Source organism: Brachybacterium timonense, from assembly GCF_900258505.1.
GTDB lineage: Bacteria > Actinomycetota > Actinomycetes > Actinomycetales > Dermabacteraceae > Brachybacterium > Brachybacterium timonense.
The window spans coordinates 1,328,137-1,349,999 of sequence record NZ_LT984895.1 but is presented as its reverse complement, the minus strand read 5'-3'; the positions used below and the strand labels follow the sequence as shown (position 1 = coordinate 1,349,999).

Below are 21,863 nucleotides of genomic sequence, written 5' to 3'. Positions count from 1 at the left end.
AGTCGCGATCAGCAGGCACTAGGTCTCGTAGTAGGTGCCATCGAGCATGACCACGTCGTGGAGCTCGCCCGTGGGCAGTGGCGGCGGGACCTCGATACGCCAGCACCAGCGCAGACGGCGGCGGAGCGTGCGATCGCTGCCGGCCCAGGCCGGTGGCCTCTCGCCCTTCAGCAGCCAGGCATGGAACCACTCCAGCTCAGCTCGATGGCTGATGTCGGGACGGTCCAGGACGGTGCTGGAGCCGCAGGAGCGACACCGCCACCTCGTCCGCCCCGCAGAGGTCTTCCCGCTCTTGACCAGGGACTGATCACATACACGACACCGAGGCCGATTACCAGGAGGCGACACCCAACATGCTTCCAAAGCATGTCAACACCCCTAAACCCCCAGGTCAAGGCCGAGAACTAGCCGGATCCATACACACAATCTGGCCTATAACCCCTGTGCGCACGTCCTCACTCCTCGCGCTCGCACCCCTTCTCCCGCCGTCGCTCCATGCGCCCCGTGCGCACGTCTGCACCCATCGGCCCGTGCAGAACCATGCAGGGCCGCGCCTCGGGAACACTCCGTCCCAGCCAGTCCTGGGGTCTGGCGCCGACGGGGTATACACTGCGAGCACCGGTGCAAGGGCGCACCCCGCCAGGGGCAGCTCATAGACCGATCACGGGCAACCGTGTCGTTCTCTCCGGTGGCATGACACTTCACAACGGACCGTCCGGCACGTACCTGCCGGTGAAGGGACACCCCATGGCAACAGTGACTTTCGATAACGCCTCGCGCATCTACCCGGGCCAGGAGCGCCCCGCGGTGGACAACCTCAACATCGAGATCGCCGACGGCGAGTTCCTCGTGCTCGTCGGCCCCTCTGGCTGCGGCAAGTCAACGTCGCTGCGCATGCTGGCCGGCCTCGAAGAGATCGACGCGGGCCGCATCCTCATCGGTGAGCGCGATGTGACTGACGTTCCGCCGAAGGACCGCGACATCGCGATGGTGTTCCAGAACTACGCGCTGTACCCGCACATGACGGTGGCCGACAACATGGGCTTTGCCCTGAAGATCGCCGGCACCCCGAAGGCGGAGATCCGCAAGCGTGTGGAGGAAGCCGCAGGCATCCTCGACCTGACCGAGTACCTGGACCGCAAGCCGAAGGCCCTGTCCGGTGGTCAGCGTCAGCGTGTGGCCATGGGGCGCGCGATCGTGCGTTCCCCGCAGGTGTTCCTCATGGACGAGCCGCTGTCGAACCTCGACGCCAAGCTCCGCGTGTCGACCCGCACGCAGATCGCTTCGCTGCAGCGCCGCCTGGGCGTCACCACCGTGTACGTGACCCACGATCAGACCGAGGCCATGACGATGGGTGACCGCGTGGCGGTGCTCAACGCTGGCGTGCTGCAGCAGGTCGACTCGCCGCGCCGCATGTACGACCACCCGAACAACGTGTTCGTGGCTGGCTTCATCGGTTCGCCGGCGATGAACCTCATCGAGCAGAAGCTCTCCGATCAGGGCGTCCAGTTCGGGGGCACGGTGCTGCCTGTGGACCGCTCCACCCTCTCGGACACCAACGAGTCCTCCGTGACTGTGGGCGTGCGCCCCGAGGATCTCGATCTGGTCAGCGAAGGCCAGGGCCTCGCGGTGGAGGTCGACGTGGTCGAGGAGCTTGGCGCTGACGCATACGTGTACGGCCGCCTCGCTGGCTCCGACGAGACCTCCGCGCCGATCATCGCGCGTGTGGACGGCCGCCGTCCTCCCATGAAGGGTGAGACGGTGCACTTCCGTCCGAAGGAAGGCCACCTGCACCTGTTCGACGTGGCCAATGGCGCCCGCCTGGGCGACTGATAGCCGCATTCGTTCGACGGGCGTCCGGCCGCTGGCCGGGCGCCCGTCGGCGCATCCTCGACACTGACGACCGATCGCGTGAGCGAGAACGCATCTGTGCCGCTCCCGGTGGCATCTCGTGCACCGCGCGATGCAGACGGGGCAGAATAGAGCAATGGCACCTCTGGAGATCACGGCATCGCGCGCGGACCCCGCGCTGCTTGACCTGCCGTGGGACCTGCCGTTGGAGGAGTGGCCCGAGTCGATCCTCGCTGCTCTGCCGCGCGGCATCTCCCGGCACGTTGTCCGCTTCGTACGCGTGTCCGGTCGTGTGCTCGCCCTCAAGGAGATCGATCAGGCCCTGGCGCGACGCGAGTACGAGATGCTGCGTGTGCTGGGCCGGCTGGGTATCCCGTGTGTCGAGCCGTTCGCGGTGATCTCCGGGCGCACGGACCGCAGCGGCGATCCGCTGGACTCAGTGCTCATCACTCGGCATCTGTCCTTCTCGCTGCCCTATCGCGCGGTCTTCAGTCAGGTTTCGCGCGAAGACACCGCGCATCGTCTGCTCGATGCGCTGGCTGTCCTGCTGGTGCGGCTCCACCTGGAGGGCTTCTATTGGGGTGACGTCTCACTGTCGAACACGCTGTTCCGCCGCGATGCTGGGGCTTTTGCCGCCTACCTGGTGGACGTGGAGACCGGCTCCTTGCATGAGCAGCTCAGCGCGGGTCAGCGCGCCTACGATCTGGATCTGGCCCGCACAAACATCATCGGTGAGCTGATGGACCTGCAATCCGGTGAACTGATCGACCCGGAGCTCGACGCAGTCTCCGTGGGCGACGCTCTCGTGGAGCGGTACGAGGGTCTGTGGGCCGCTCTCACCGAGAAGGAGAGCTTCTCGGTCGACGAGCGCTGGCGTGTCGCGGCCCGAATCGAGCATCTGAACGAGCTCGGCTTCGACGTCGCCGAATTGGAGATCACCACCGACCTGGATGGCACGTCTGTGTCGATCATGCCGAAGGTGGTCGACGCGGGGCACCATTCGCGTCGACTTATGCGTCTGACCGGTATCGATGCGCAGGAGAACCAGGCGCGCAGGCTGCTGAACGATCTGGACCAGTTCCGTGCCGCCACCGACCAGCAAGCCGAGGACGAAGAGTTCGTCGCTCACGAGTGGCTGCAGACTGTGTATGAACCGGTGGTGCGGGCCATTCCGCGGTCGATGCGCGCGAAGCTGGAGCCACCGGAGTTCTTCCACGAAGTACTCGAGCACAAGTGGTTTCTCTCCGAGCGTGAGCAGCGGGATGTGCCGCTGTCAGCGACTGTGCAGGACTACATCGATACGCAGCTCAAGCATCGTCCCGACGAGCGCTCGCTCGTGACCACGGAGACGTCCGCGCTTCCGATCGTGGAGAGCTGAGTTTCCGGCAACCGCTTCAAGCCGGTCCGGGGTGCCCACATGCAGCGGCACACCGCAGCTTGCGTGCGAAGCGCCCGCTGCACGGACCTCAGCCGCGGCCGCGTTCGGCGCGCACGCCGGCGACTTCATACAGCACGAGCGCCGCTGCAACCGAGGCGTTGAGCGACTCGGTGCGGCCGGTCATGGGAATCGACACGATCTGATCGCATCTCTCGCGCGTCAGCCGGGACAGTCCCCGTCCCTCGGCGCCGACGACGATGACCAACGGTTCGGTGGCCAGCTCGATGTTCCGGCTGGAGACGTCCCCGCCGGCGTCGAGCCCCACAGCGAACACACCGCGGGATGTCAGGTCCGTGAGGGTGCGGTTGAGGTTCGTGACCTGGGCGACACGCACCCGTCCAGCAGCACCGGCCGCGACTTTCCACACGCTCGCGGTCATGGACGCGCTGCGCCGCTGCGGGATGATCACCCCGTGGGCGCCGAACGCGTCAGCGCTACGCAGCACCGCGCCCAGGTTTCGAGGGTCGGTGATACCGTCGAGCGCCACCAGCAGCGGGGTCTCGAAAGCGTTCTGCGCCTGCTCCAGCAGCTCATCCACGCTCGCGTACTCATACGGCGGCACAGCGAGCGCCACCCCTTGGTGCACCGCACGATCGGTGAGCCGGTCCAAGTCGGTGCGGGAGACTTCCGTGACCGGTAGACGGCGCGCCCCTGCAAGACGCAGAATCTCGCCCACCCTCTCGTCCATGTCGATGCCTGCCTGCACGGAGAGCGAGGTCGCCGGCACGTCCTCGCGCAAGGCCTCCAGCACAGCGTTACGGCCGGCGACCTGCTCGGTGCCGCCGGTACGCGCCCCGGTGCGGCCGCGACGTGTCGCCGTACCAGCACCGCCTTTATAGGCCTTGTGCCCGGGCCGGTCCTCCGCCTTGGGCGTGGGTCCCTTGCCTTCGAGGGCGCGGCGACGCACACCACCGGAACCGACGCTCGCGCCTTTGCGTCCGCGGCGCACCGCACCGCGGCGAGACGAGTTGCCTGCCATAGTCGACCTCCTCAGGCGTGGTGGGTGAGGGTCCATCGGGCCCCGTCGGGGCCGTCCTCGACCTGAATGCCAGCCTCCGCGAGGGCATCACGGATAGCGTCGGCACGAGGCCAGTCTTTCTCTGCCCGCGCTGCTGCGCGCGCGGCGAGCTGCGCGCGGATCAGGGCATCGAGGGCCTCGCGCTCGGCGCCTACGGCCCCGTCGGACGCGCCCGCCCACTGCGTGCCAAGCGGGTCCAGGCCCAGTACGTCGAGCATGCCGCGCAACGCGCCCAGGGCCATGGCGATGTCTTCTGTCGACGAGTCGGCGGCGAGCGCGGAATTCAGCGCAGCCTGCTGGCGGTGGATCACAGCAAGGGCCTCGGGAACGGCGAGGTCATCATCCATCGCGTCCCGGAAGGCTTGCGGCAGCTGCGCAGTGCTCAGATCGGCGTCGGCCGCAGCCAAGGGGTGGCCCCCCAGCAGTTCAGCCGCACGGCGCGTGGTGGCGGTGAATCGCTCCCACACCACCTCTGCTTCACGCAGCGCGCGGTCGTTGTACTCGACGGTGGCCCGGTAGTGACCGCTGACCAGGGCCAGACGCACAGCAGGGGTGGGGTGGTCAGCCAGTGCGCGGGCGGCGGTGACGAAATTGTCGAGGCTCTTGCCCATCTTCAGACCGTCCACGGTAAGCACACCGGAGTGCATCCACCGCTGTGCGAAGCCGTAGCCGGCAGCACGCGACTGCGCCTGCTCATTTTCGTGATGCGGGAAGCGCAGGTCGAGGCCGCCGGCGTGAATGTCGAAGGTCTCCCCCAGGTACTTGTGGCTCATGGCGGAGCATTCAAGATGCCAGCCGGGCCTGCCGCGACCGTAGGGGGTGTCCCACGAGGCGGTGCCGGGCTCGGTGGGTTTGGCAGCTTTCCACAGGGCGAAGTCGCGGCGGTCGCGCTTGCCGGGCTCCATCTCCTCCCCGGCGTCATGCATGTCCTCGAGTGACTGGCGGGTGAGTGCCCCGTACTCGGGGAAACTCGCGACGTCGAAGTAGACCGACCCGTTGCCGTCGGCATAGGCGTGGCCGCGGTCAATCAGGCGCCCCATGAAGGCGATCATCTCCGGCACGTGCCCGGTGGCGCGCGGCTCATAGGTGGGGCGGCGGTTGCCCAGGCGGTCGAGCACGTCGTGGAACTCGCGCTCGAATCGCAGCGACCACGCCCACCATTCAGCTCCAGCCTCCGCGGACTTGGCGAGGATCTTGTCGTCGATGTCTGTGACGTTGCGCACATGCGTGACGGTGTAGCCGCTGCGTTCGAGCCAGCGCACGAGCACGTCAAAAGCCAGGAAGGTGCGCAGGTGGCCCAGATGCGGTGCCCCCTGGGTGGTTGGACCACAGACATACAGCGACACCGCCCCTTCACGGACCGGGATCAGCGGTGTCGTCGTGCGGGTAGCGGTGTCGTGCAGGTGGAGAGTCACCCTGTAAGGGTACGTCGCCTGAGGCCCAGCCTGGGATCGGCGGCGTCACTCGGTGCGGGCGCTCACCTTTTTGCCGTAGAGCTCCTCGAACGTGTCGTCGTAGGAGACGGTGTTGGAACGGCGCTTGCCCTGAACGGCCTGGACAGCGCTCTGGGCGGTCTCGATGGTCACCTCAGGCGCCTTCAGCCGCTTGGACACGAGGAAGGCGACGAGGCCAGCCACAAGGCCCAGCACGATGAACACGCCGGCGACGATGAGGTAACCGGCCCAGAGCGGTAGGCCTGCAGCTTCCAGGCCGGTCGCAGCGGCGAACAGCAGCATGACCCAGGCAGACAGCAGCAGGAACAGCAGCACCGCAGCGCAGGCGGCGATGATCCCGGCTTTGATCGCGAGGGCGGTGAGCTCCTTCTTCGCGATGTCGATCTCATGGTGGACGACGCCGAGGAGCTCATCACGGATGGACTGGACGAGCTCACCGATCGACCGCTGAGTCGGCGGGGTGCTCGGCTCGTTCGTGGTGTTGATCATGGTCGGAGCCTATCGCAGGCACGGGGCCGCTTACGACTACACGCACGATGGAATTCAGCCGAGCTGATCACGCAGGGCCCGCCTTTCTCCGCCGCTCTGGACGTCAGTCGACGGTGATCCGTTTGCGCTTGGTGGAGGCGGGGCGGGGCCCTGCCGAGGTCGAACGCCGCACCACGATCTTCGGTGCCACCGCGACGTCTCGCGCGCCCTCCTCGTGCCCGGAGACACGTTCGACCAGGAACTGGGCGGCGAGCGCACCGAGCCGGGTCGAGTTCGGGTCCACGCTGGTGACCTGGGCGATGCCGGAGGCTGCGAGTGAGGTATTGCCGTACCCGGCGACCGCTAGCTGGCTGGGAACGTCGTAGCCAGCGTCACGCGCAGCGGAGAGCACACCGATCGCGGACACATCGTTCGTGCAGGTGATCGCGGTGGGAACCTGACTGCCTCGCAGCAGCATCTGCCCGGCTGTCAGTCCGACCTGCTCGGTGAAGTCGGCGGGCTCCACGCGCGCGGTGGACTCGAGGCCGTGGCGGCGCATGGCGGCGGTGAAGGCGTCGGCGCGCTCGCGAGCGAGCGTCGAGCCGACGCCGCCCACATGCGCGATCTCGGTGTGTCCCAGGCCGACGAGGTGGTCAACGAGCAGTCCCTGTCCGACCTCATCGTCGATCCGCACCGTGTCGAGGCGGCCGACGAACTGGCGGGAGCATCCGATCGACACAACCGGTCGGTCACCGGTGGCTTCCAGCACGGCGTCCATGTCGTGCAGGTCGGAGATGGTCAGGAAACCGTCAACGTCCAGCTTGACGAGCGATTCGATGGCGTCGGTGTCTGCGGCGATCGGATACTCGGGCACGCGCCGACGGGTCGGAACAACCACGACGCTGCGTCCGGTGGCGGTCAGCTCGATACGGGCCGCGCGCACCAGATCCGAGATCCAGGTGTTGCGCATCGTGTTGACGAGCACCGCGACGACGCCGCGGTGATCGGCCTCGTCGGCGATCTCCTCGAGCGGGAAGTTGAGGCGTTCGGCGGCCTCGTGCACCCGCCCCTTCAGCGTGGGCAGGATGTCGTCGTGGCCGCGCAGCGCGCGCAGCGCGACGGCACTGGAGATGCCGAGGGAGTCAGCGACGTCGCGCAGTGTTCCGCGGGAGGGGCCGTCCTCAGCCGCGATCCGCTCCTCGACATGCTCGATCTGGTCGATGGTCTGACCGGTCGTGCCCTCACGCTGGGCGGCCTGATCGGAGTGCGGGTCGATGGATCCGCTTCCCGGGGTGTTCGCTTCGTTGCTCATGGGCCCATTCAACCGCATGGCGACGCGGGATGCCGCTCCGGCGCGGTGTCATACTCGGCACGCGACCGATCCCCCGGACAGCCACGCGCGCGGGCCCGCGGACGCGCAGGCACATCGACGATGCGGCGGCAGGGCTCTGGGGGATATCCCCCTTCTGCGCGAGAGGCTCCCCGGGTGGGTGGACGAGCACGGCGCTCCTAGGCTCGAGCCATGACCTCGCCACCACCCACGGATCTCGCCTCCGACGCCACACGTCCTCGCCGTCGGCTGCCCTCTCTCGCGGCCTGTCTGGCGCTGCCGCTGTGGGGTGCATTCCCCGTGTTCTGGCTCCCGGTCTCGCTGAGCCTGCTGCTGACCGGGCTGAGCACCGTCCCGGCAGCAGGCGCCGGGGTGCTGCTGCTGATCCCGTGGCTCTGCCTCATGCTGCTGGCAGTGCGGCTTGAGCGACACCGTGCGGTCGCCCTGCACGACCTGGAGATCATCATCCCCTCCCACCGGCGCTCCCGTCGCCCCGGGCTCCTCGGGCGCGTGATAACTCTCCTGTGGGAGGTCGGTTCGTGGGGATTCTGGCGCGGCGTCCTGCATCATCATGCCGCGGCTCTGTCCGCCATGCTCTTCACCGGCGCGGCCGCAACAGCTCTGTGGGCCGGCTGGACCGCCGCCGAGCTCGCGCTGACCGGGACCGAGGTGGTGGTCGGCGGCATCTTCGTGCCGAACTGGGCGCTCGGCCTCATCTGTCTCGCATCGGCCGTGGCGGCTCCTGCTCTGGTGGTCCTCGGTGCGATGGCGGACCGCGGCCTGGCCTCCGCCATGATCTCCGGCTCCGAAGAGGATCTGCGCGAGCAGGTCCATGAGCTCTCCGCCCAGCGGCAGGGGGCGGTGGACGCCGCCGCCCAGGAACGGCTGCGGATCGAACGAGACCTTCACGACGGGGTGCAGCCGCGTCTGGTGGCTCTCGCGATGACCATCGGCCTGGCCAAAGCGGCCATCGACAGCGATCTCGCCCGGGCTCGGTCCCTCCTCGAAGAAGCGCACACCGAGTCCAAGGCCGTGATGACGGATCTGCGTCAGCTCGCCCGCGGCATCCACCCCGCAGTGCTCACCGACCGCGGACTGGACGCCGCACTGTCCGCCCTGGCCGGCCGCAGCACAGTCCCCGTCTCGCTCGACGTCGACGTCCCGCATCGCCTGGACCGGGAGCGAGAGGCCGTCGCCTACTTCGTCGTCGCCGAGGCGCTCACCAACAGCGCCAAGCATTCCGGCGCCTCCCACGTCATCGTCGAGGTGACCCTCCGCGAGACCGAGCAGGAACTCGTGGTCCAGGTGACCGACGACGGCCGGGGCGGCGCCCGCGTGCACCGGGACGGCATCGCGACAGGCCTCGCGGGTCTCACCGACCGCGTGCGCGCCACCGGGGGCCGCCTGGAGATCGCGGATGCCCCCAACGGAGGGACCGCCCTGACCGCGCGCATCCCCGTCCCGCACACGCGCCCTGCCGCATCCCCGCTGACCGCCGGCGGCGCCCGAGCGCGTACCGCCTCGATCGAACAGGAGCTCGCACGATGAGGATCGTGATCGCCGATGACGCTGTCCTGCTGCGAGCAGGACTGGAGCGGCTGCTCACCGAGAGCGGCCACCAGGTGGTCGCCGCCGTCGGCGACGCCTCCGCACTGCTGGCGGCGGTGAGCCACCATCAGCCCGACCTCGCGATCGTCGATGTGCGCATGCCGCCCACCTTCACCGATGAGGGCGTACACGCCGCCTCCCTGATCCGTGACCAGGATCCCGATGTCGCCCTCGTGGTCCTGTCCCAGTACGTCGAGGAGCGCTACGCGTCCGATCTCATCGCCGACTCGCCACGCGCGCTCGGCTATGTGCTCAAGGACCGGGTCGCCGATGTCGAGGACTTCCTGCGCATCGTGGACACGGTCGGATCCGGAGGCACCTGGCTGGACCCGGAGGTGGTCCAGCAGATCTTCATCCGCTCCAGGCGTCGCCGTGTGCTGGAGACGCTGACCACCCGCGAGCGAGAGGTGCTCGAGCTGATGGCCCAGGGCCGTTCGAACCGGGCGATCGCAGATGCACTGTTCGTCTCCCCCGGCAGCGTGGAGAAGCACATCTCCTCGCTGCTGACCAAGCTGGACCTGCCTCCGGTCGACGGTGAGAACCGTCGAGTGATGGCGGTCCTGCGCTTCCTGGAGTCCGAGGAGAAGTGATCCCGATGACGCAGACCCCACCCAACCCGCAGACCGCTATCGTCGATTCCTCGTCCAGCGCCTCTCCGCGGCCGCTCAGAGAGCCAGCCCGACGGCTCACCCCGGGCCCCGGCCAGCGGCGGCTGCGCAGGCTTCTGGCCGCGCTCGGAGTCACCGTGATCGTCCTCGCCGTCGGCGCACTGTCGCTGAGCTCGTTCATCTCCTGGCGCACCGCCCAGGCGTTCCCGCTCCACGAGACGCGCACCGGGCTCGGCCTGCCCTCCTCGCTCGAGGTCGACGTCGATCTGGGCGGCGTCACCGTACTGCCCTCCACCGAGGTCTCAGAGGTCACGATCGGCATGGCGCCCGCCGGCGCACGCAGTTTCACTGCCGGTCAGGATGAGGCGCGCGCCCGTGTGGAGACCACCGGCGGATCTGCTGCCCGGGTCACCGTCACCCAGCCGCGCTACTCGGGGTCGGCCGACGCCTTCAGGGCCTCCTCGCCGACACTCCTCGTGCTGGTTCCCGACGGACATGCACTGGACCTCCAGGTGAACGCCGACATCGGCGAAGTCGAGATCGAGGGCGAGCACGCGAGCATCACAGCGTCGGTGGACGTCGGTGACCTCGACATCACGCTGCCGGAGAATGCGACGTCTGCGATCACCGCTCAGGTGGAGGTCGGCGACCTGCGTATCACCGCTCCCGGTACACAGCGCTACGACGTCACCACGGCGGTCGATGTCGGGGACGTGACCGTGGACGAGACGATGCGGGCCGCACCCGGACAGGACGCGACCCGCATCAGTGCCCGTGTCTCGACGGGGCAGATCAGCGTTTCCCGCTGAGTCCCTTCTGGATCAGGTCCATTACAGAGGCGTCGGCCAGGGTCTGGGTGTCGCCCACCTGGCGGTTCTCGGCGACATCACGGAGCAGGCGGCGCATGATCTTGCCGGAGCGGGTCTTCGGCAGCTCGGTGACCAGCAGCACACGCTTCGGTTTGGCGATCGGGCCGATCTCGGATCCCACGTGTCGGCGAAGAATCTCGCAGGCCGCGTCTTCTCCCCCGACATCCTGGACCGCCTGCTTTGTGCCCTCACGCAGGATCACGAAGGCCACGACGGCTTGGCCGGTGGTTATGTAATGTTGTATAAAACCAACGATGGGAGGCGACGTGACCGACGACGATGGGCAAACGGAGGGCAAGCGATGCGCGATCTACACGCGGATCAGTGACGACCGCGAGGGCGAGGCAAAGGGTGTAAAACGGCAGGAGGACGACTGCCGGAAGCTCGCGGAGCGCAATGGTCTAGAGGTCTACGAGTTATACAGCGACAACGACATCGGCGCGTCAGGCAAGACAGACAAGCGCAAGAAGCGCGTCGACTACCCGCGACTACTCGCCGACGCGCGAGCAGGCAAGTTCGAGTACATCATCGCCTACTCGTTCTCACGACTCACACGACGACCGCGAGAGTTCGAAGACCTCGTCGATCTCAGCGAACAACACGGCATCAAGTTCAAGACATGGGGACTGCCGCACGTTTAGGTGACAGTTGGGGTGTCAGGCCGCGAGGCTCACGGCCGGGTTTATGATCGCCTCGTATTCGATGGGGGTCAATCTGCCCAGACGGGCCTGCCGGCGACGACGGTGGTAGGTGCGTTCGATCCAGGTGACGATCGCGATCCGTAGCTCCTCTCGGGTCCGCCAACGCTTGCGGTCCAGGACGTTCTTCTGCAGCAATGAGAAGAAGGACTCCATCGCGGCGTTGTCGCCGGCAGCGCCGGCTTGCCCCATCGATCCGATGAGGTGGTGACGGTTCAGGGCGTGCACGAACTTCCGTGACCGGAACTGGGATCCGCGGTCCGAGTGCACGATGCAACCAGCAGCGTCACGACGCCTGGATATCGCGTTGTCCAGGGCATTCACTGCGAGGCGAGCCTTCATTCGGTCGCTGATCGAGTAGCCGACGATGCGGCCGGAGAACACGTCCTTGATCGCGCACAGGTAGAGCTTGCCCTCGTCGGTCCGGTGTTCCGTGATGTCGGTCAGCCACAGTTCGTTGATGTCATCGGCGGAGAAGTCCCGCTTCACGAGATCGTCGTGGACCGGTGGCCCGGGACGCTTCCCGTTCTTGCCGCGCTTCTTCCCGAACACGGACCGCCACTGGTTGTCCCGGCAGATCTTCCACGCGGTCCGCTCACACATCTTCTCGCCGGCCTCGGCGGCTTCGTCGACCAGGAGCCGGTAGCCGCACTCAGGGTCGTCGCGGTGGGCGTCCAGCAGGGCGTTGGCACGATAGGCCTCGATCAGCTCGGCGTTGGTGACCTGTTGATGCCGCCAGCGGTAGTAGGGCTGGCGGGAGAGCTTCAGGACCCGCAGGGACACCGCGACGGGGATCCCATCGTCGGCGAGCTCGCTCACGAGCGGGTAGAACCTTTTCCCGGCAGGTTTGCCTGGGACAGGTAGGCGGCGGCGCGGCGGAGGACCTCGTTCTCCTGCTGAAGCAGCCGGATCTGCTTGCGCGCCTCGCGCAGCTCCGTCGACTCCTCACGGGTCTTGCCGGGACGGTTGCCGTCATCGATGTCGGCTTGGCGGATCCATTTGTGGAGCGTCATCTCGTGGACGCCAAAGTCCTTCGCGATCTGCGCGATGGTGATGCCGTCCTCACGGGACCGGGCCACTCGCACGACGTCTTCGCGGAACTCCTGAGGGTAGGGAGCAGGCATGGTGCACATCCTTCCAGGCCGCCCAGTAGGCAAGCCAGATCAGATGTCACCCATCCGTGCGGCAGCCCCCTTCTCGCGCAGGTCTCGTGTGTACTGCTGCGCGGGTGCGTACATCTCTGCGATGTCGGTGTGCGCCAGTAGCTCGCGCTTCACCTTGTGCAGTGCACGTGGTGTGCGGTTGATGAGGCGGTTCCACTCACGGATTAGCCACGATAGACCGAACCTCACGGCAACTAGCGTCACGACGGTGACCATGAGCGCTGGCATGAGGTACGGAAGTAGTGGTTGGTAGATGGGTCGTAGTAGGTCGTCAAAGATGCCGATTACGTCGTTCATGATTACTTCGCCTCCACGCGAATTCGGTTTGTGGGTTGCAACGGTTCTCCGTCGCGGTTGCAGATGGGAAGCACGACGAGCTTGCCGGACTTGAACAGGCCGTAGTCGCCTGCAGCGTCAACCTTGCGCATGAGTGTTTCCACTCCGGGGCCGATGGTGAAGTACACGGCGCGCTTGTACACGTAGGGCTTGTCGAGTTCGGCCTTAAGTGTTGCGAGGATTGCGTCGTAGTTCTCCCAGCTCTTCTTCGACAGTTCGACCTCGACGAGTAAGTTCTTCGCGGCCTTCGTACGGTCACGGTCGAGGTTCACGACGAGGTCGGGCTGGTGCACAGGTTTCAACACGCTTTCCTCGCGGCGTGGGTATCCGATGGTGTAGAGCACGGGGTGCGCCTCAAGTAGGTTGCTCCACTCAATGCGTCCCTCTTGCACGTCGTTCAAGCTTCGTACGAGTATTTCGTGACGCCACTTGCCGTAGTCGTTGCTCTTGCCACGCTTCTTGTTCTCGCGCAGGCCTTGCTTCACGGGTTCGAAGGCCGCGCGCATCTCGTGTTCTGTGACGAGCTGGTCGAGTCCCACGGGGTCGATGCCCAACGACTCCTTGAAGTAGCCAATGGGTGACGCAAATTGCGCGGCGACGAGTGCGATCATGCGGTAGTGGCGCAGACGCTCGATGCTGATGCCGTTCATGCTCGCGCCGTGCTCTAGTTCGTAGTCGAACTCGCGTGCGTAGGCGAAGCCAAGTTTGCTAAGTCCGTAGCTCGTCGTTCCGGTCACTGCGTGACGGAACTTCTCTAGCGCTTCGAGGTTGTAGAGCTTGCGCAAGGTCTGTTCGGTTCCTCGCACACTCATGAGTCCGCCGCCCTCACTGATGGCTGTCTTCTGGCTTATGTTGAGTAGTGACAGTGCTTCGGCGTCCGCTCCTGGGAACATGCCGATGAATGCCAACAGTCGTGCGTTGCGTTCGGTCACGCGCCCTCGCGGCTGTCCAAGTCGTACGCTCTTCGGTCGTTTGGGTTCCTCTTTAACGTCCATGTCTGCAAGTGGAAGGTCGTAGAGGTTCGTTGGTAGCGGCATGATTCCTCCCCGCGTTGTAGTGCTCGATGCACGTTTCGATTGCGGGAGGAATATCAATCTGCACGATGCTCAACACGATGCAGGACACGAGTCAGCCCTCGATGTCTGTCTCGACGTTTTGATATGCATCGTGCTCACAATCGAGCCCGCTCGATGCTCATTCGGGCGGACGTCGCAATTGATCGTTGTTCTATCCATAAGGAAAGAACCAACGCACCACCGCTAACCACTTTGGACATCCGCCCGGTTGAGTTCGCCCGCTGTTCACTCTCGCGGCGGTGCTGCCCGCAAAGCCCGGGTGTAATCTGACCGTGACGGAAATTGCAGGTATCGCCCGGTTCGGGCATGTGATCCCGGCAGGCATGTACCGCTCCCCTCGATCGAAAGGTTCGACCATGGCCAAGAGTCCCTACTCCACGAAGAACGCAGCATGGATCGTCGTTCTCATCGTCATCGGCATCGCCGTCGTCAGCATGTTCTTCGGCATCGCCGGTGAAGAGCGTTGGCGGCAGCTCCTCGGTGCCGGCATCCTCATCATCGTCGCACTCGTCGTCATCTACTTCTGGCGCCGCGACACCGGAAAGCGCTCGCGCACCGACGACACCACCGTGTGAGTTCCATCCTGCTCTGTCAGGTGCTGCGGAGGCTCGGGGGTCTAGCTGTGAATGACGGCCCGCAGTGACGTCCGCGATCGTCGTCGGCAGCGGTCCGAACGGACTCTCCGCCGCTCTCACCCTTGCCCGCAGCGGCATCGAGGTCACCGTGCTCGAGGCCGCTGCGCAACCGGGCGGGGGTGCCCGATCGGCGGAGGCAACGCTCCCCGGACTTCTCCACGATGAGTGCTCCGGCTTCCATCCGCTGCAGCCGCCCTCTTTCTTCTTCTCGCAGCCCGCAAGCTGTGGCGGCGCACCAAGTCCCGTGCCAGCAAAACACTCCGTTGACCCGTCGATAAGCACAGATGACAAACACCCTCTTTGAGGGTCATAAAGGAACCTCGTCCACTTCACTCACGACTACGTAGGTCGATGCGACAGCGGACGAGGCGGGTCTAAATCCGCGCACATAGGTGGTGCGAGAGCCATGACCCGATCTCCATGAAGGCCGTTACGGTAGACAGGACGGTCGTCCCCCACGTCTCGATGCGTGTGTGGGCACCAGGAACGCAAACCAGCGTGTGGAGAACTTCGAAAGAGCCGGAGGCCCAACCTCGTGCGGATGCATACGTGCGGTGTTGGGGTGCGACAGGTGGTGGTCGCGAACTGTCTACCCTCGTCCTACGGGGTGGGGTCAAAGATCCAACTATGTCTTCTTACGACGACAACGGGGCGCGCGGCCTGCGGCGCTCTTCTTTTTTGCCCTCTTCAGAACGCGCTGCTGCGAAGCTGCACCTTCCTGACCGTTCGTGCAGGCTTCGCGCCCTTCGGTTTGCGTCGTCCCGACGCAAGCTGCGCTGGGGGTGAAGTGTCGAACAGCGCCTCTGGTCCTTCTTGTGATGCCATCGTTCCATGGTATCGTGACCGCCCGCGTTGCTAGTGCACGTGACCAATGGGCGGCGGTGGACACGAAGAGCAACACCGCCGCCCATGGGAGCTCACGTCAGCCGCGAAGCTGACGAGCAATCGCGTCCATGACCGACGTGTCCGCGAGCGTGGAGGTGTCACCCACCTCGCGCCCTTCCGCCGTGTCCTTCAGCAGACGACGCATGATCTTGCCCGAACGAGTCTTCGGCAGCTCGTTCACGATGAACACGTACTTCGGCTTCGCGATGGGACCGATCTCCTTACCCACCCACGCACGCAACTCCTGCACGAGCGCGTCGAGGTCCGCACCGTCGTCGTCACGCGAGTCTTTCAACACACAATAAGCAACCACCGCCTGCCCGGTGGTCTCGTCGTCGGCGCCCACCACGGCAGCCTCGGCGACCCATTCGTGGGAGACGAGCGCGGACTCGATCTCCATGGTGGACAGTCGGTGACCGGAGACGTTCATGACGTCATCCACGCGGCCGAGCAGCCAGATATCGCCGTCCTCGTCCTTCTTGGCGCCGTCGCCGGCGAAGTAGCGGCCTTCGAAGCGTGACCAGTAGGTGTCGCGGAAACGCTGGTCATCACCCCAGATGCCGCGCAGCATCGAGGGCCACGGCTCCGTGAGCACGAGGTAGCCGGACTCTCCGGGGCCGACGGGTTCGCCGTCGTCACCCACGACGTCAGCACTGATACCGGGCAGCGGCACCTGAGCGGACCCCGGTTTGGTGGCGGTGATGCCCGGCAGCGGAGAGATCATGATGGCGCCAGTCTCGGTCTGCCACCAGGTGTCGACGATCGGGCAGCGTTCCTGGCCGATCACGCGGTGGTACCAGCGCCATGCCTCCGGGTTGATGGCCTCGCCCACGGAGCCGAGCACGCGCAGCGAGGAGAGGTCGTACTTCGCGGGGATCTCCTCGCCCCACTTCATGGCGGTGCGGATCGCTGTTGGCGAGGAGTAGAAAAGGCTCACGCCGTATTTCTGCACGATCTCCCACCAGCGGCCCTGATGCGGGGTATCCGGGGTGCCTTCGTAGATCACCTGGGTGGTGCGGTTCGCCATCGGTCCGTACACCACGTAGGTGTGGCCGGTGACCCAGCCGATGTCGGCCGTGCACCAGTAGACGTCCTGCTTGGGTTTGAGGTCGAAGACGTTGCGATGCGTGTAGGCGGCCTGTGTCAGGTACCCGCCGGTGGTGTGCACGATGCCCTTGGGCTTCCCGGTGGTGCCGGAGGTGTAGAGGATGAACAGGGGATGCTCGGAGTCAACGAAGACGACCTCGTGCTCGGTCGAGGCGTTCTCGCGTGCCTCGTGCCACCACACGTCACGACCCTCGGTCCACTCGACGTCCTCGCCGGTGCGGCGCACCACGAGCACATGGTCAACGCTGTCGGCGCCGGAGGCGAGGGCGGTGTCGACGGCCGACTTGAGAGGCAACGCCTTGCCACGGCGGAACTGGCCGTCGGCGGTAATGACGACCTTGGCCTGTGCATCCTCGATGCGGGAGCGCAGCGCATCCGCGCTGAACCCGCCGAACACTACGGAGTGCGGGGCTCCGATGCGGGCGCAGGCGAGCATCGCGAAGACGGCTTCGGGGATCATCGGCAGGTAGATCGCCACACGATCTCCGGTGGCCACACCCATCGACTCCAGAACGTTCGCCATGCGGCTGATCTCGTCTTTGACCTGGGAGTAGGTGTAGCGGGCATCGGTGCCGTCCTCGTACTCGGCCAGCAGCGCCACCTGGTCGCCGTGGCCGGAGAGAACATGCCGGTCCACGCAGTTGTGGGCGGCGTTCAGGGAGCCGCCGACGAACCACTTCGCGAACGGGGCATCAGACCAGTCCAGCACCTCGGTGAACGGGGTCTCCCAGCTGAGCAGCATGGCGCGGGAGCGCCAGAAGGCAAGGCGGTCATGGCTCGCCTCGTGATAGATCGACGGGCGAGCCACGGCGCTCTGCACGAAGGCCGACGACGGCGGGAATGTCGGGGAGGCGGTCTCCTGCGGTGCGGTGGCGTCGGTCATCATCACTCCTGCCTGGGGCGGCCGTTCCATGGCCGGTTCGGGGTCAGGGCACACCGTATCTCATGGAGACCCGCGTCACAGTCGCTTTCGTCTGACGGCACGGCGGGGCCGGAGCTTATTGCGCCAGCCCCGCCCATACGTTCGGGACTGCCGAGTCAGCTGGATCAACGGGGATGGATCTGGAGAGCGAGGCCATCCGGGTCGTTGAGCGTCACGGCGGGCAGGGGGTCCCGCTCGCAGACGGCCTCCCACCCAGCCTCACGCAGACGCGCCGCGAGCGCCTCGAGGTCCTCATCGGTCTCGAGTCCGAGGTGCACCTGGGCGACATCGCCGTGGGGCGGGTGGACCTCACGCTTGCGCTCCAGTCCGGGGATCGGGGCGTGCAGGCCGATGGCGCCGCGGCCTGCGGCCTGGACCTGCTGCCAGTTCTCGTCGCCGCCGGGAACCTCCTCGAAGCCGATCGAGGTGAAGAAGTCGAGATCGCGAGAACGCTCCTCCCTGGCGCTAGGAACGATGGCGACCACACGCAGCCCGTGCGCGTTTTCCGCCTCAGCGCCTGCGACAGGAGCGTCGCCGCGCAGGTATCCGTACAGATCCTTTTGCACCTCGTTGAGGCCGAGCGACTCGCCGGCGGGTCCTATCAAGGCACCCTGCCGTCCGTAGGTCTCGTCCCAGACGCGCGTCTGATGCCCACGCGCCTCCAGTGCTGATGCGGAGGCGTCTGTGTCCTCGACGGCGAAGCAGAACTGGGTCTCCCCCGGCACGGCTCCCGTGTCGGAACCGGCCGCGGCGTGGACCAGGACGCGGCCGCCGCCGGGCGCGGCGAGCTCTGCGAAGGTGTCCCCTTCGGTGGTGACGACGTCGCGCAGTCCGATCTCGCGCAGCAGTGCGATCATCCGGGCCGGGTGGGCACTGAAACGCAGCGGCATGACGTGCATTGCGGGCAGCGGCGGGGTGGTCATCAGGTCTCCTCCGGGGTGGGGCCGGTCTTGGCGGACGCGAGGTACTGGGTGAGGGCCTTCTCCACAAGGGCGGAGAGGCTGAGCTCCTCGTCGATGCCGCGATGCTTGACGGCAGTGACGAGATCTTTGGGCAGATAGACGTTGAACTGAGTTTTGGGGGACGCCTGATCGTGTGCCATGACAGAATGCTAGCACCCTAGCAGTGTCGGTCCCCCGCATACGATCAACCCTTGACACCCGCCCCCTGCTCTTCGAGCCCATGACCCTGCGATCCCTCGAGCTGCGCAACCGGATCTGGGTGGCACCCATGTGCCAGTACGCCGTCACGGCGCAGGATGGAGTACCCACCGACGTGCACCTGGCCCACTACGGCGCACGTGCCTCCGGAGGCGCCGCAGACGTCATCGCGATCAGCCGCGTCGCGCTGCGCGAACCGTCCTGGCCACTGCGGGCCGCTCGCGAGCTGGGCGCGGATCCGCAGCGATACGCGCCGGAGGCCTACGCCCGCGCCCTGCGCTGAGCTCCCCCGACCGCGGCGCTCAGCACTCCGGCTGAGAGAGGGGCACCGCGGTCACGGCGAGGCCGCCCATGGCAGTCTCCTTGTACCGCTCGGACATGTCCTTGCCCGTCTGCCGCATCGTCTCGATCACGGTGTCCAACGACACGAAGTGTTCGCCGGTGCCGCGCAGTGCGAAACGTGCCGCGGTGATCGCTTTCACCGATGCCATCGCGTTGCGCTCGATGCACGGCACCTGCACCAGGCCACCTACGGGATCGCAGGTCAGCCCCAGGTTGTGCTCCATCGCGATCTCAGCAGCGTTCTCCACCTGCGCGGGCTTGCCACCCATCGCCTCGCACAGCGCGGCGGCCGCCATCGAGCAGGCAGAGCCCACCTCGCCCTGGCAGCCCACTTCCGCACCCGAAATCGAGGCGTGCTCTTTATACAGGGAGCCGATCGCGCCAGCGGTGAGCAGGAATCGCACGATCATCTCCTCGCGCTCGCGGTGAGGCACGTAGTGCAGGGCGTAGTGCAGCACCGCGGGGATGATGCCGGCCGCGCCGTTCGTCGGCGCCGTGACCACACGGCCGCCGGCAGCGTTCTCCTCGTTCACGGCGAGCGCCGCAAGCGAGACCCATTCGAAGGCGCTCGCACTGTCACGCTCGGGATCCTCGGCGCTCAGCGCCTCATGCCAGGAGGCGGCGCGGCGCTTGACCTCAAGGCCGCCGGGCAGGATGCCCGTAGTGCGCATGCCACGCTGGATGCAGTCCTCCATCACCTCCCAGATCGCCAGGGCCCCGCTGCGGATCTCCGCCTCGGAGCGCCACTGCCGCTCGCGCAGCATCATCGCGTCGCAGATCGAGATGCCGCGCTCCTCGCACACACGCAGCAGCTCAGCAGCGGTCGTGAACACGGCTTTGCCGTCGTCCTCTGATGCGACCTGCGCCATGGGCTGGTCCATCTCGTCTTCGTCCACCACGAAGCCACCACCCACGGAGAACATCGTGCGACGCACGAGTTCCTCGCCGTGCTCGTCCAGCGCCACAAACGCCATGCCGTTGGAGTGTTGCGGCAGGAAGGTCAGCGGATGCAGTTGGATCGTTGATGGTCGCAGTGTCACGGGCAGACGTCCGTCCAGACGCAACCCGCCCTCGCGATTGATCTGCTCGGCGCGCTCGCGGCCAGCGACCGGGTCAACGGTCTCCGGGTCACTCCCCTCCAGGCCCATCACCACGGCGTCGAGGGTGCCGTGGCCCTGCCCGGTCGCGGCGAGCGAGCCGTACAGATGCACCGCCACGTCCGCGATACGCGGCCCGAGCTGGGGATCCTCGAGCGTCTCGCGCGCGAACGTCGCTGCCGCCCTCATGGGGCCGACGGTGTGTGAGCTCGACGGCCCAATGCCGATCTTGAACATGTCGAACAGGCTGATACTCATCGTGTTCCTCCTCGTCCCGAGCGGCCGCCGCGTCGTCCTCGCGACGGCGACGGTGCAGGCCGTCCCCCACCGTCACCACCGCTGCGCTTCCTGGTGCTTTTCGTGGAACCGCCGCGCGTCGCGGTGCGCGATGCAGTGCCTCCGCTTGCCCTGGAACCGCGCCTGCCGCGTCCGGTCTGCTGGGGCTTCTCGTCGGACCAGGCGGCACGGCGCTCTTCATTGGTGCGGCGCTCGTGGGCGCGGCGGCTGTTCGCGCCACCCTGTCGGCGCAGGTCGAGCTTGCGTGGGGCGCCCTTGTATTTCGTCAGCGCCGGATCCTCCACGGGGTGTCCGGCCGGTAGTCGGGCACCGAGAGCCGCAAGCGCGGCATCGTCGATCCCGGTGATCTCCTCAGGATCCGCCTGCACGTCGGCTCGGGCGAGCACCGTCGCGGTCGGGCCAGTCTGGTGCGGCAGGGCCAAGGTCACCACGATGCCGTCGGCGCCCGCACGGGCGGTACGGCCGGAGCGGTGCACGTATTCCTTCGCATCGTCGGCCGGATCCACGTGCACCACCATCGTCACGTCGTCGATGTGCAGGCCGCGGGCGGCCACGTCGGTGGCGACCAGCACGGGGAAGGCGCCCTGTCGGAAGCCGGCGAGCACGTTAGTGCGCAGGCCCTGCTGCTTGGAGCCATGCAGGGCAGCGGCGCGCACACCCACCTCGAGCAGCTCCTGGGCGACGCGTTCAGCACCAAGCTGGGTGCGGGTGAACAGCAGGGTGCGGCCGGCCCTCGCGGCGAGCGCTGCGGTGACGGAGCGCTTGTCGGCTGGCTGGATGGCGAGGACATGATGCTCCATCGTGGCGACAGCCGCGGCAACGGGCACCGTCTCGTGTGAGATCGGGTCGACCAAGAACGCGTCCACCAGGGCCTCGACCTGCCCATCGAGGGTGGCGGAGAACAGCATTTTCTGGGTACCCATTGGTGTGGCGGCGAGGATGTCGCGCACCTGCGGCAGGAAGCCCAGATCTGCCATGTGGTCGGCTTCGTCGATGACGGTGGTCTCCACGCGGTCCAGGAGTAGTGCGCCGCGTTCGGCGAGATCGATCAGACGCCCCGGGGTGGCGACAACGATATGGACACCGCGGGCGACGGCATCGGCCTGCTTGTCGATGTTCATGCCTCCGGCGACCAGCTGGGCGCGGATGCCCACCGCCCGCGCGAAGGGGTGAATGGTGTCGACCACCTGCACAGCGAGCTCGCGTGTGGGGACGAGCACCACCCCGATGGGTCGCCGACGGTGCACGCGTCGCCCACGGAAACGAGCGGTCATGGACAAGGCGAAAGCGAGGGTTTTGCCCGAGCCGGTCTCCGCGCGGGCAAGCACGTCCCGCCCGGCAAGGGCGTCCGGCAGGATCGCTTCCTGGATCTCGAAGGCGCGGGTGAGGCCCTGATCGGTGAGCACGCTCAGGAGCTCCTCCGGCAACGCCATCTCCTCGAAGCGCTCGGCGCGGTGGGCGCTGCGTCGACGTGCCTTCGGCATGGGGATCTCCTGTGGTC

21 protein-coding genes and 2 pseudogenes are annotated in these 21,863 nt (G+C 66.7%); 9 read left to right on the top strand and 14 right to left on the bottom strand.

The genetic code is table 11. The annotated features are described in order from the left end of the window. Positions 1–348 (bottom strand): annotated as a pseudogene (locus C8271_RS14470) (IS1/IS1595 family N-terminal zinc-binding domain-containing protein); the annotation flags it as partial. Positions 349–747: 399 nt separating this feature from the next. On the opposite strand from C8271_RS14470, the gene C8271_RS05910 reads away from it, so the two are divergent. Then, entirely contained in the window at positions 748–1,833 is a 1,086-nt protein-coding gene (locus C8271_RS05910; RefSeq protein ID WP_106506528.1) for an ABC transporter ATP-binding protein, read from the top strand. Positions 1,834–1,987: 154 nt separating this feature from the next. Next, complete coding sequence (locus C8271_RS05905) at positions 1,988–3,229, top strand: DUF4032 domain-containing protein (RefSeq protein ID WP_106506527.1); 1,242 nt, start codon at positions 1,988–1,990, stop codon at positions 3,227–3,229. An 88-nt stretch (positions 3,230–3,317) separates the two neighbouring features. On the opposite strand, the gene rlmB is transcribed toward C8271_RS05905, so the two are convergent. The 4 genes from rlmB to C8271_RS05885 form a co-directional block, all read right to left on the bottom strand. Further along, positions 3,318–4,268 carry a 23S rRNA (guanosine(2251)-2'-O)-methyltransferase RlmB gene (gene rlmB, locus C8271_RS05900; protein WP_106506526.1) on the bottom strand — a complete coding sequence of 317 codons (951 nt, stop codon included), beginning with the start codon at positions 4,266–4,268 and terminating at the stop codon, positions 3,318–3,320. An 11-nt stretch (positions 4,269–4,279) separates the two neighbouring features. Beyond that, positions 4,280–5,722, bottom strand: a complete 1,443-nt coding sequence (cysS, locus tag C8271_RS05895) for a cysteine--tRNA ligase (protein WP_106506525.1) — start codon at positions 5,720–5,722, stop codon at positions 4,280–4,282. 45 nt (positions 5,723–5,767) lie between these two features. Beyond that, positions 5,768–6,250, bottom strand: a complete 483-nt coding sequence (locus C8271_RS05890) for a phage holin family protein (RefSeq protein WP_106506524.1) — start codon at positions 6,248–6,250, stop codon at positions 5,768–5,770. 103 nt (positions 6,251–6,353) lie between these two features. Continuing rightward, positions 6,354–7,541, bottom strand: coding sequence for a LacI family DNA-binding transcriptional regulator (locus C8271_RS05885; protein ID WP_245920953.1), 1,188 nt, complete (start codon positions 7,539–7,541; stop codon positions 6,354–6,356). Positions 7,542–7,751: 210 nt separating this feature from the next. Here C8271_RS05885 and C8271_RS05880 point away from each other — a divergent pair, with 210 nt between their 5' ends. Genes C8271_RS05880 through C8271_RS05870 form a run of 3 tightly spaced genes read left to right on the top strand, consistent with a single transcriptional unit; the run spans position 7,752 to position 10,584 of the window. Then, complete coding sequence (locus tag C8271_RS05880; protein ID WP_106506522.1) at positions 7,752–9,107, top strand: sensor histidine kinase; 1,356 nt, start codon at positions 7,752–7,754, stop codon at positions 9,105–9,107. After that, a complete protein-coding gene (locus tag C8271_RS05875) occupies positions 9,104–9,757 on the top strand; it encodes a response regulator transcription factor (protein WP_106506521.1) in 654 nt (217 codons plus the stop codon). The genes C8271_RS05880 and C8271_RS05875 overlap by 4 nt, the downstream gene beginning before the upstream one ends. A gap of 5 nt (positions 9,758–9,762) precedes the next feature. Then, on the top strand, positions 9,763–10,584 hold the full coding sequence (locus C8271_RS05870) for a DUF4097 family beta strand repeat-containing protein (RefSeq protein ID WP_138774534.1): 822 nt from the start codon (positions 9,763–9,765) through the stop codon (positions 10,582–10,584). Here the strand turns inward: C8271_RS05870 and C8271_RS05865 are convergent. Beyond that, positions 10,568–10,873 (bottom strand): annotated as a pseudogene (locus C8271_RS05865) (AMP-binding enzyme); the annotation flags it as partial. The gene C8271_RS05870 and the pseudogene C8271_RS05865 overlap by 17 nt on opposite strands. Before the next feature lie 25 nt (positions 10,874–10,898). Between C8271_RS05865 and C8271_RS05860 the strand changes: the two are divergent. Continuing rightward, on the top strand, positions 10,899–11,285 hold the full coding sequence (locus tag C8271_RS05860; RefSeq protein ID WP_106506518.1) for a recombinase family protein: 387 nt from the start codon (positions 10,899–10,901) through the stop codon (positions 11,283–11,285). Between the two features lie 15 nt (positions 11,286–11,300). On the opposite strand, the gene C8271_RS05855 is transcribed toward C8271_RS05860, so the two are convergent. The 3 genes from C8271_RS05855 to C8271_RS05845 form a co-directional block, all read right to left on the bottom strand. Then, positions 11,301–12,466, bottom strand: a protein-coding gene (locus C8271_RS05855; protein WP_245920951.1) for an IS3 family transposase whose coding sequence is annotated in 2 segments (ribosomal slippage) — positions 11,301–12,179 and positions 12,182–12,466 — 1,164 coding nt in all. Because the reading frame shifts where the segments join, the coding sequence is not laid out codon by codon here. A 39-nt stretch (positions 12,467–12,505) separates the two neighbouring features. After that, positions 12,506–12,802, bottom strand: coding sequence for a DUF502 domain-containing protein (locus C8271_RS05850; RefSeq protein ID WP_106506517.1), 297 nt, complete (start codon positions 12,800–12,802; stop codon positions 12,506–12,508). 2 nt (positions 12,803–12,804) lie between these two features. Beyond that, entirely contained in the window at positions 12,805–13,773 is a 969-nt protein-coding gene (locus C8271_RS05845; RefSeq protein ID WP_106506516.1) for a hypothetical protein, read from the bottom strand. A 500-nt stretch (positions 13,774–14,273) separates the two neighbouring features. Between C8271_RS05845 and C8271_RS05840 the strand changes: the two genes are divergently transcribed. After that, a complete protein-coding gene (locus tag C8271_RS05840) occupies positions 14,274–14,492 on the top strand; it encodes a hypothetical protein (RefSeq protein WP_106506515.1) in 219 nt (72 codons plus the stop codon). 64 nt (positions 14,493–14,556) lie between these two features. After that, on the top strand, positions 14,557–14,856 hold the full coding sequence (locus C8271_RS14465; protein WP_425428187.1) for an FAD-dependent oxidoreductase: 300 nt from the start codon (positions 14,557–14,559) through the stop codon (positions 14,854–14,856). A gap of 618 nt (positions 14,857–15,474) precedes the next feature. On the opposite strand, the gene acs is transcribed toward C8271_RS14465, so the two are convergent. From acs to C8271_RS05820, 3 genes are all read right to left on the bottom strand, one after another. Continuing rightward, positions 15,475–17,427 carry an acetate--CoA ligase gene (gene acs / locus C8271_RS05830; protein ID WP_106506514.1) on the bottom strand — a complete coding sequence of 651 codons (1,953 nt, stop codon included), beginning with the start codon at positions 17,425–17,427 and terminating at the stop codon, positions 15,475–15,477. A 164-nt stretch (positions 17,428–17,591) separates the two neighbouring features. Further along, entirely contained in the window at positions 17,592–18,389 is a 798-nt protein-coding gene (locus C8271_RS05825; protein WP_106506513.1) for a VOC family protein, read from the bottom strand. Beyond that, a complete protein-coding gene (locus C8271_RS05820; protein WP_106506512.1) occupies positions 18,389–18,568 on the bottom strand; it encodes a ribbon-helix-helix domain-containing protein in 180 nt (59 codons plus the stop codon). Before C8271_RS05820 ends, C8271_RS05825 begins: the two co-directional genes overlap by 1 nt. An 80-nt stretch (positions 18,569–18,648) precedes the next feature. Here C8271_RS05820 and C8271_RS14460 point away from each other — a divergent pair, with 80 nt between their 5' ends. Next, positions 18,649–18,909: an oxidoreductase gene (locus tag C8271_RS14460; RefSeq protein WP_106506511.1), complete on the top strand. Its 261-nt coding sequence runs from the start codon at positions 18,649–18,651 to the stop codon at positions 18,907–18,909. A gap of 19 nt (positions 18,910–18,928) precedes the next feature. Here C8271_RS14460 and C8271_RS05810 read toward each other — a convergent pair whose 3' ends face one another. Both C8271_RS05810 and C8271_RS05805 read right to left on the bottom strand, forming a co-directional pair. Beyond that, entirely contained in the window at positions 18,929–20,323 is a 1,395-nt protein-coding gene (locus tag C8271_RS05810) for an L-serine ammonia-lyase (protein ID WP_106506510.1), read from the bottom strand. Further along, the gene (locus C8271_RS05805) at positions 20,320–21,846 is read right to left on the bottom strand and encodes a DEAD/DEAH box helicase (protein WP_106506509.1); all 1,527 of its coding nucleotides are present in this window, start codon (positions 21,844–21,846) and stop codon (positions 20,320–20,322) included. Before C8271_RS05805 ends, C8271_RS05810 begins: the two co-directional genes overlap by 4 nt. Positions 21,847–21,863 lie beyond the last annotated feature (17 nt).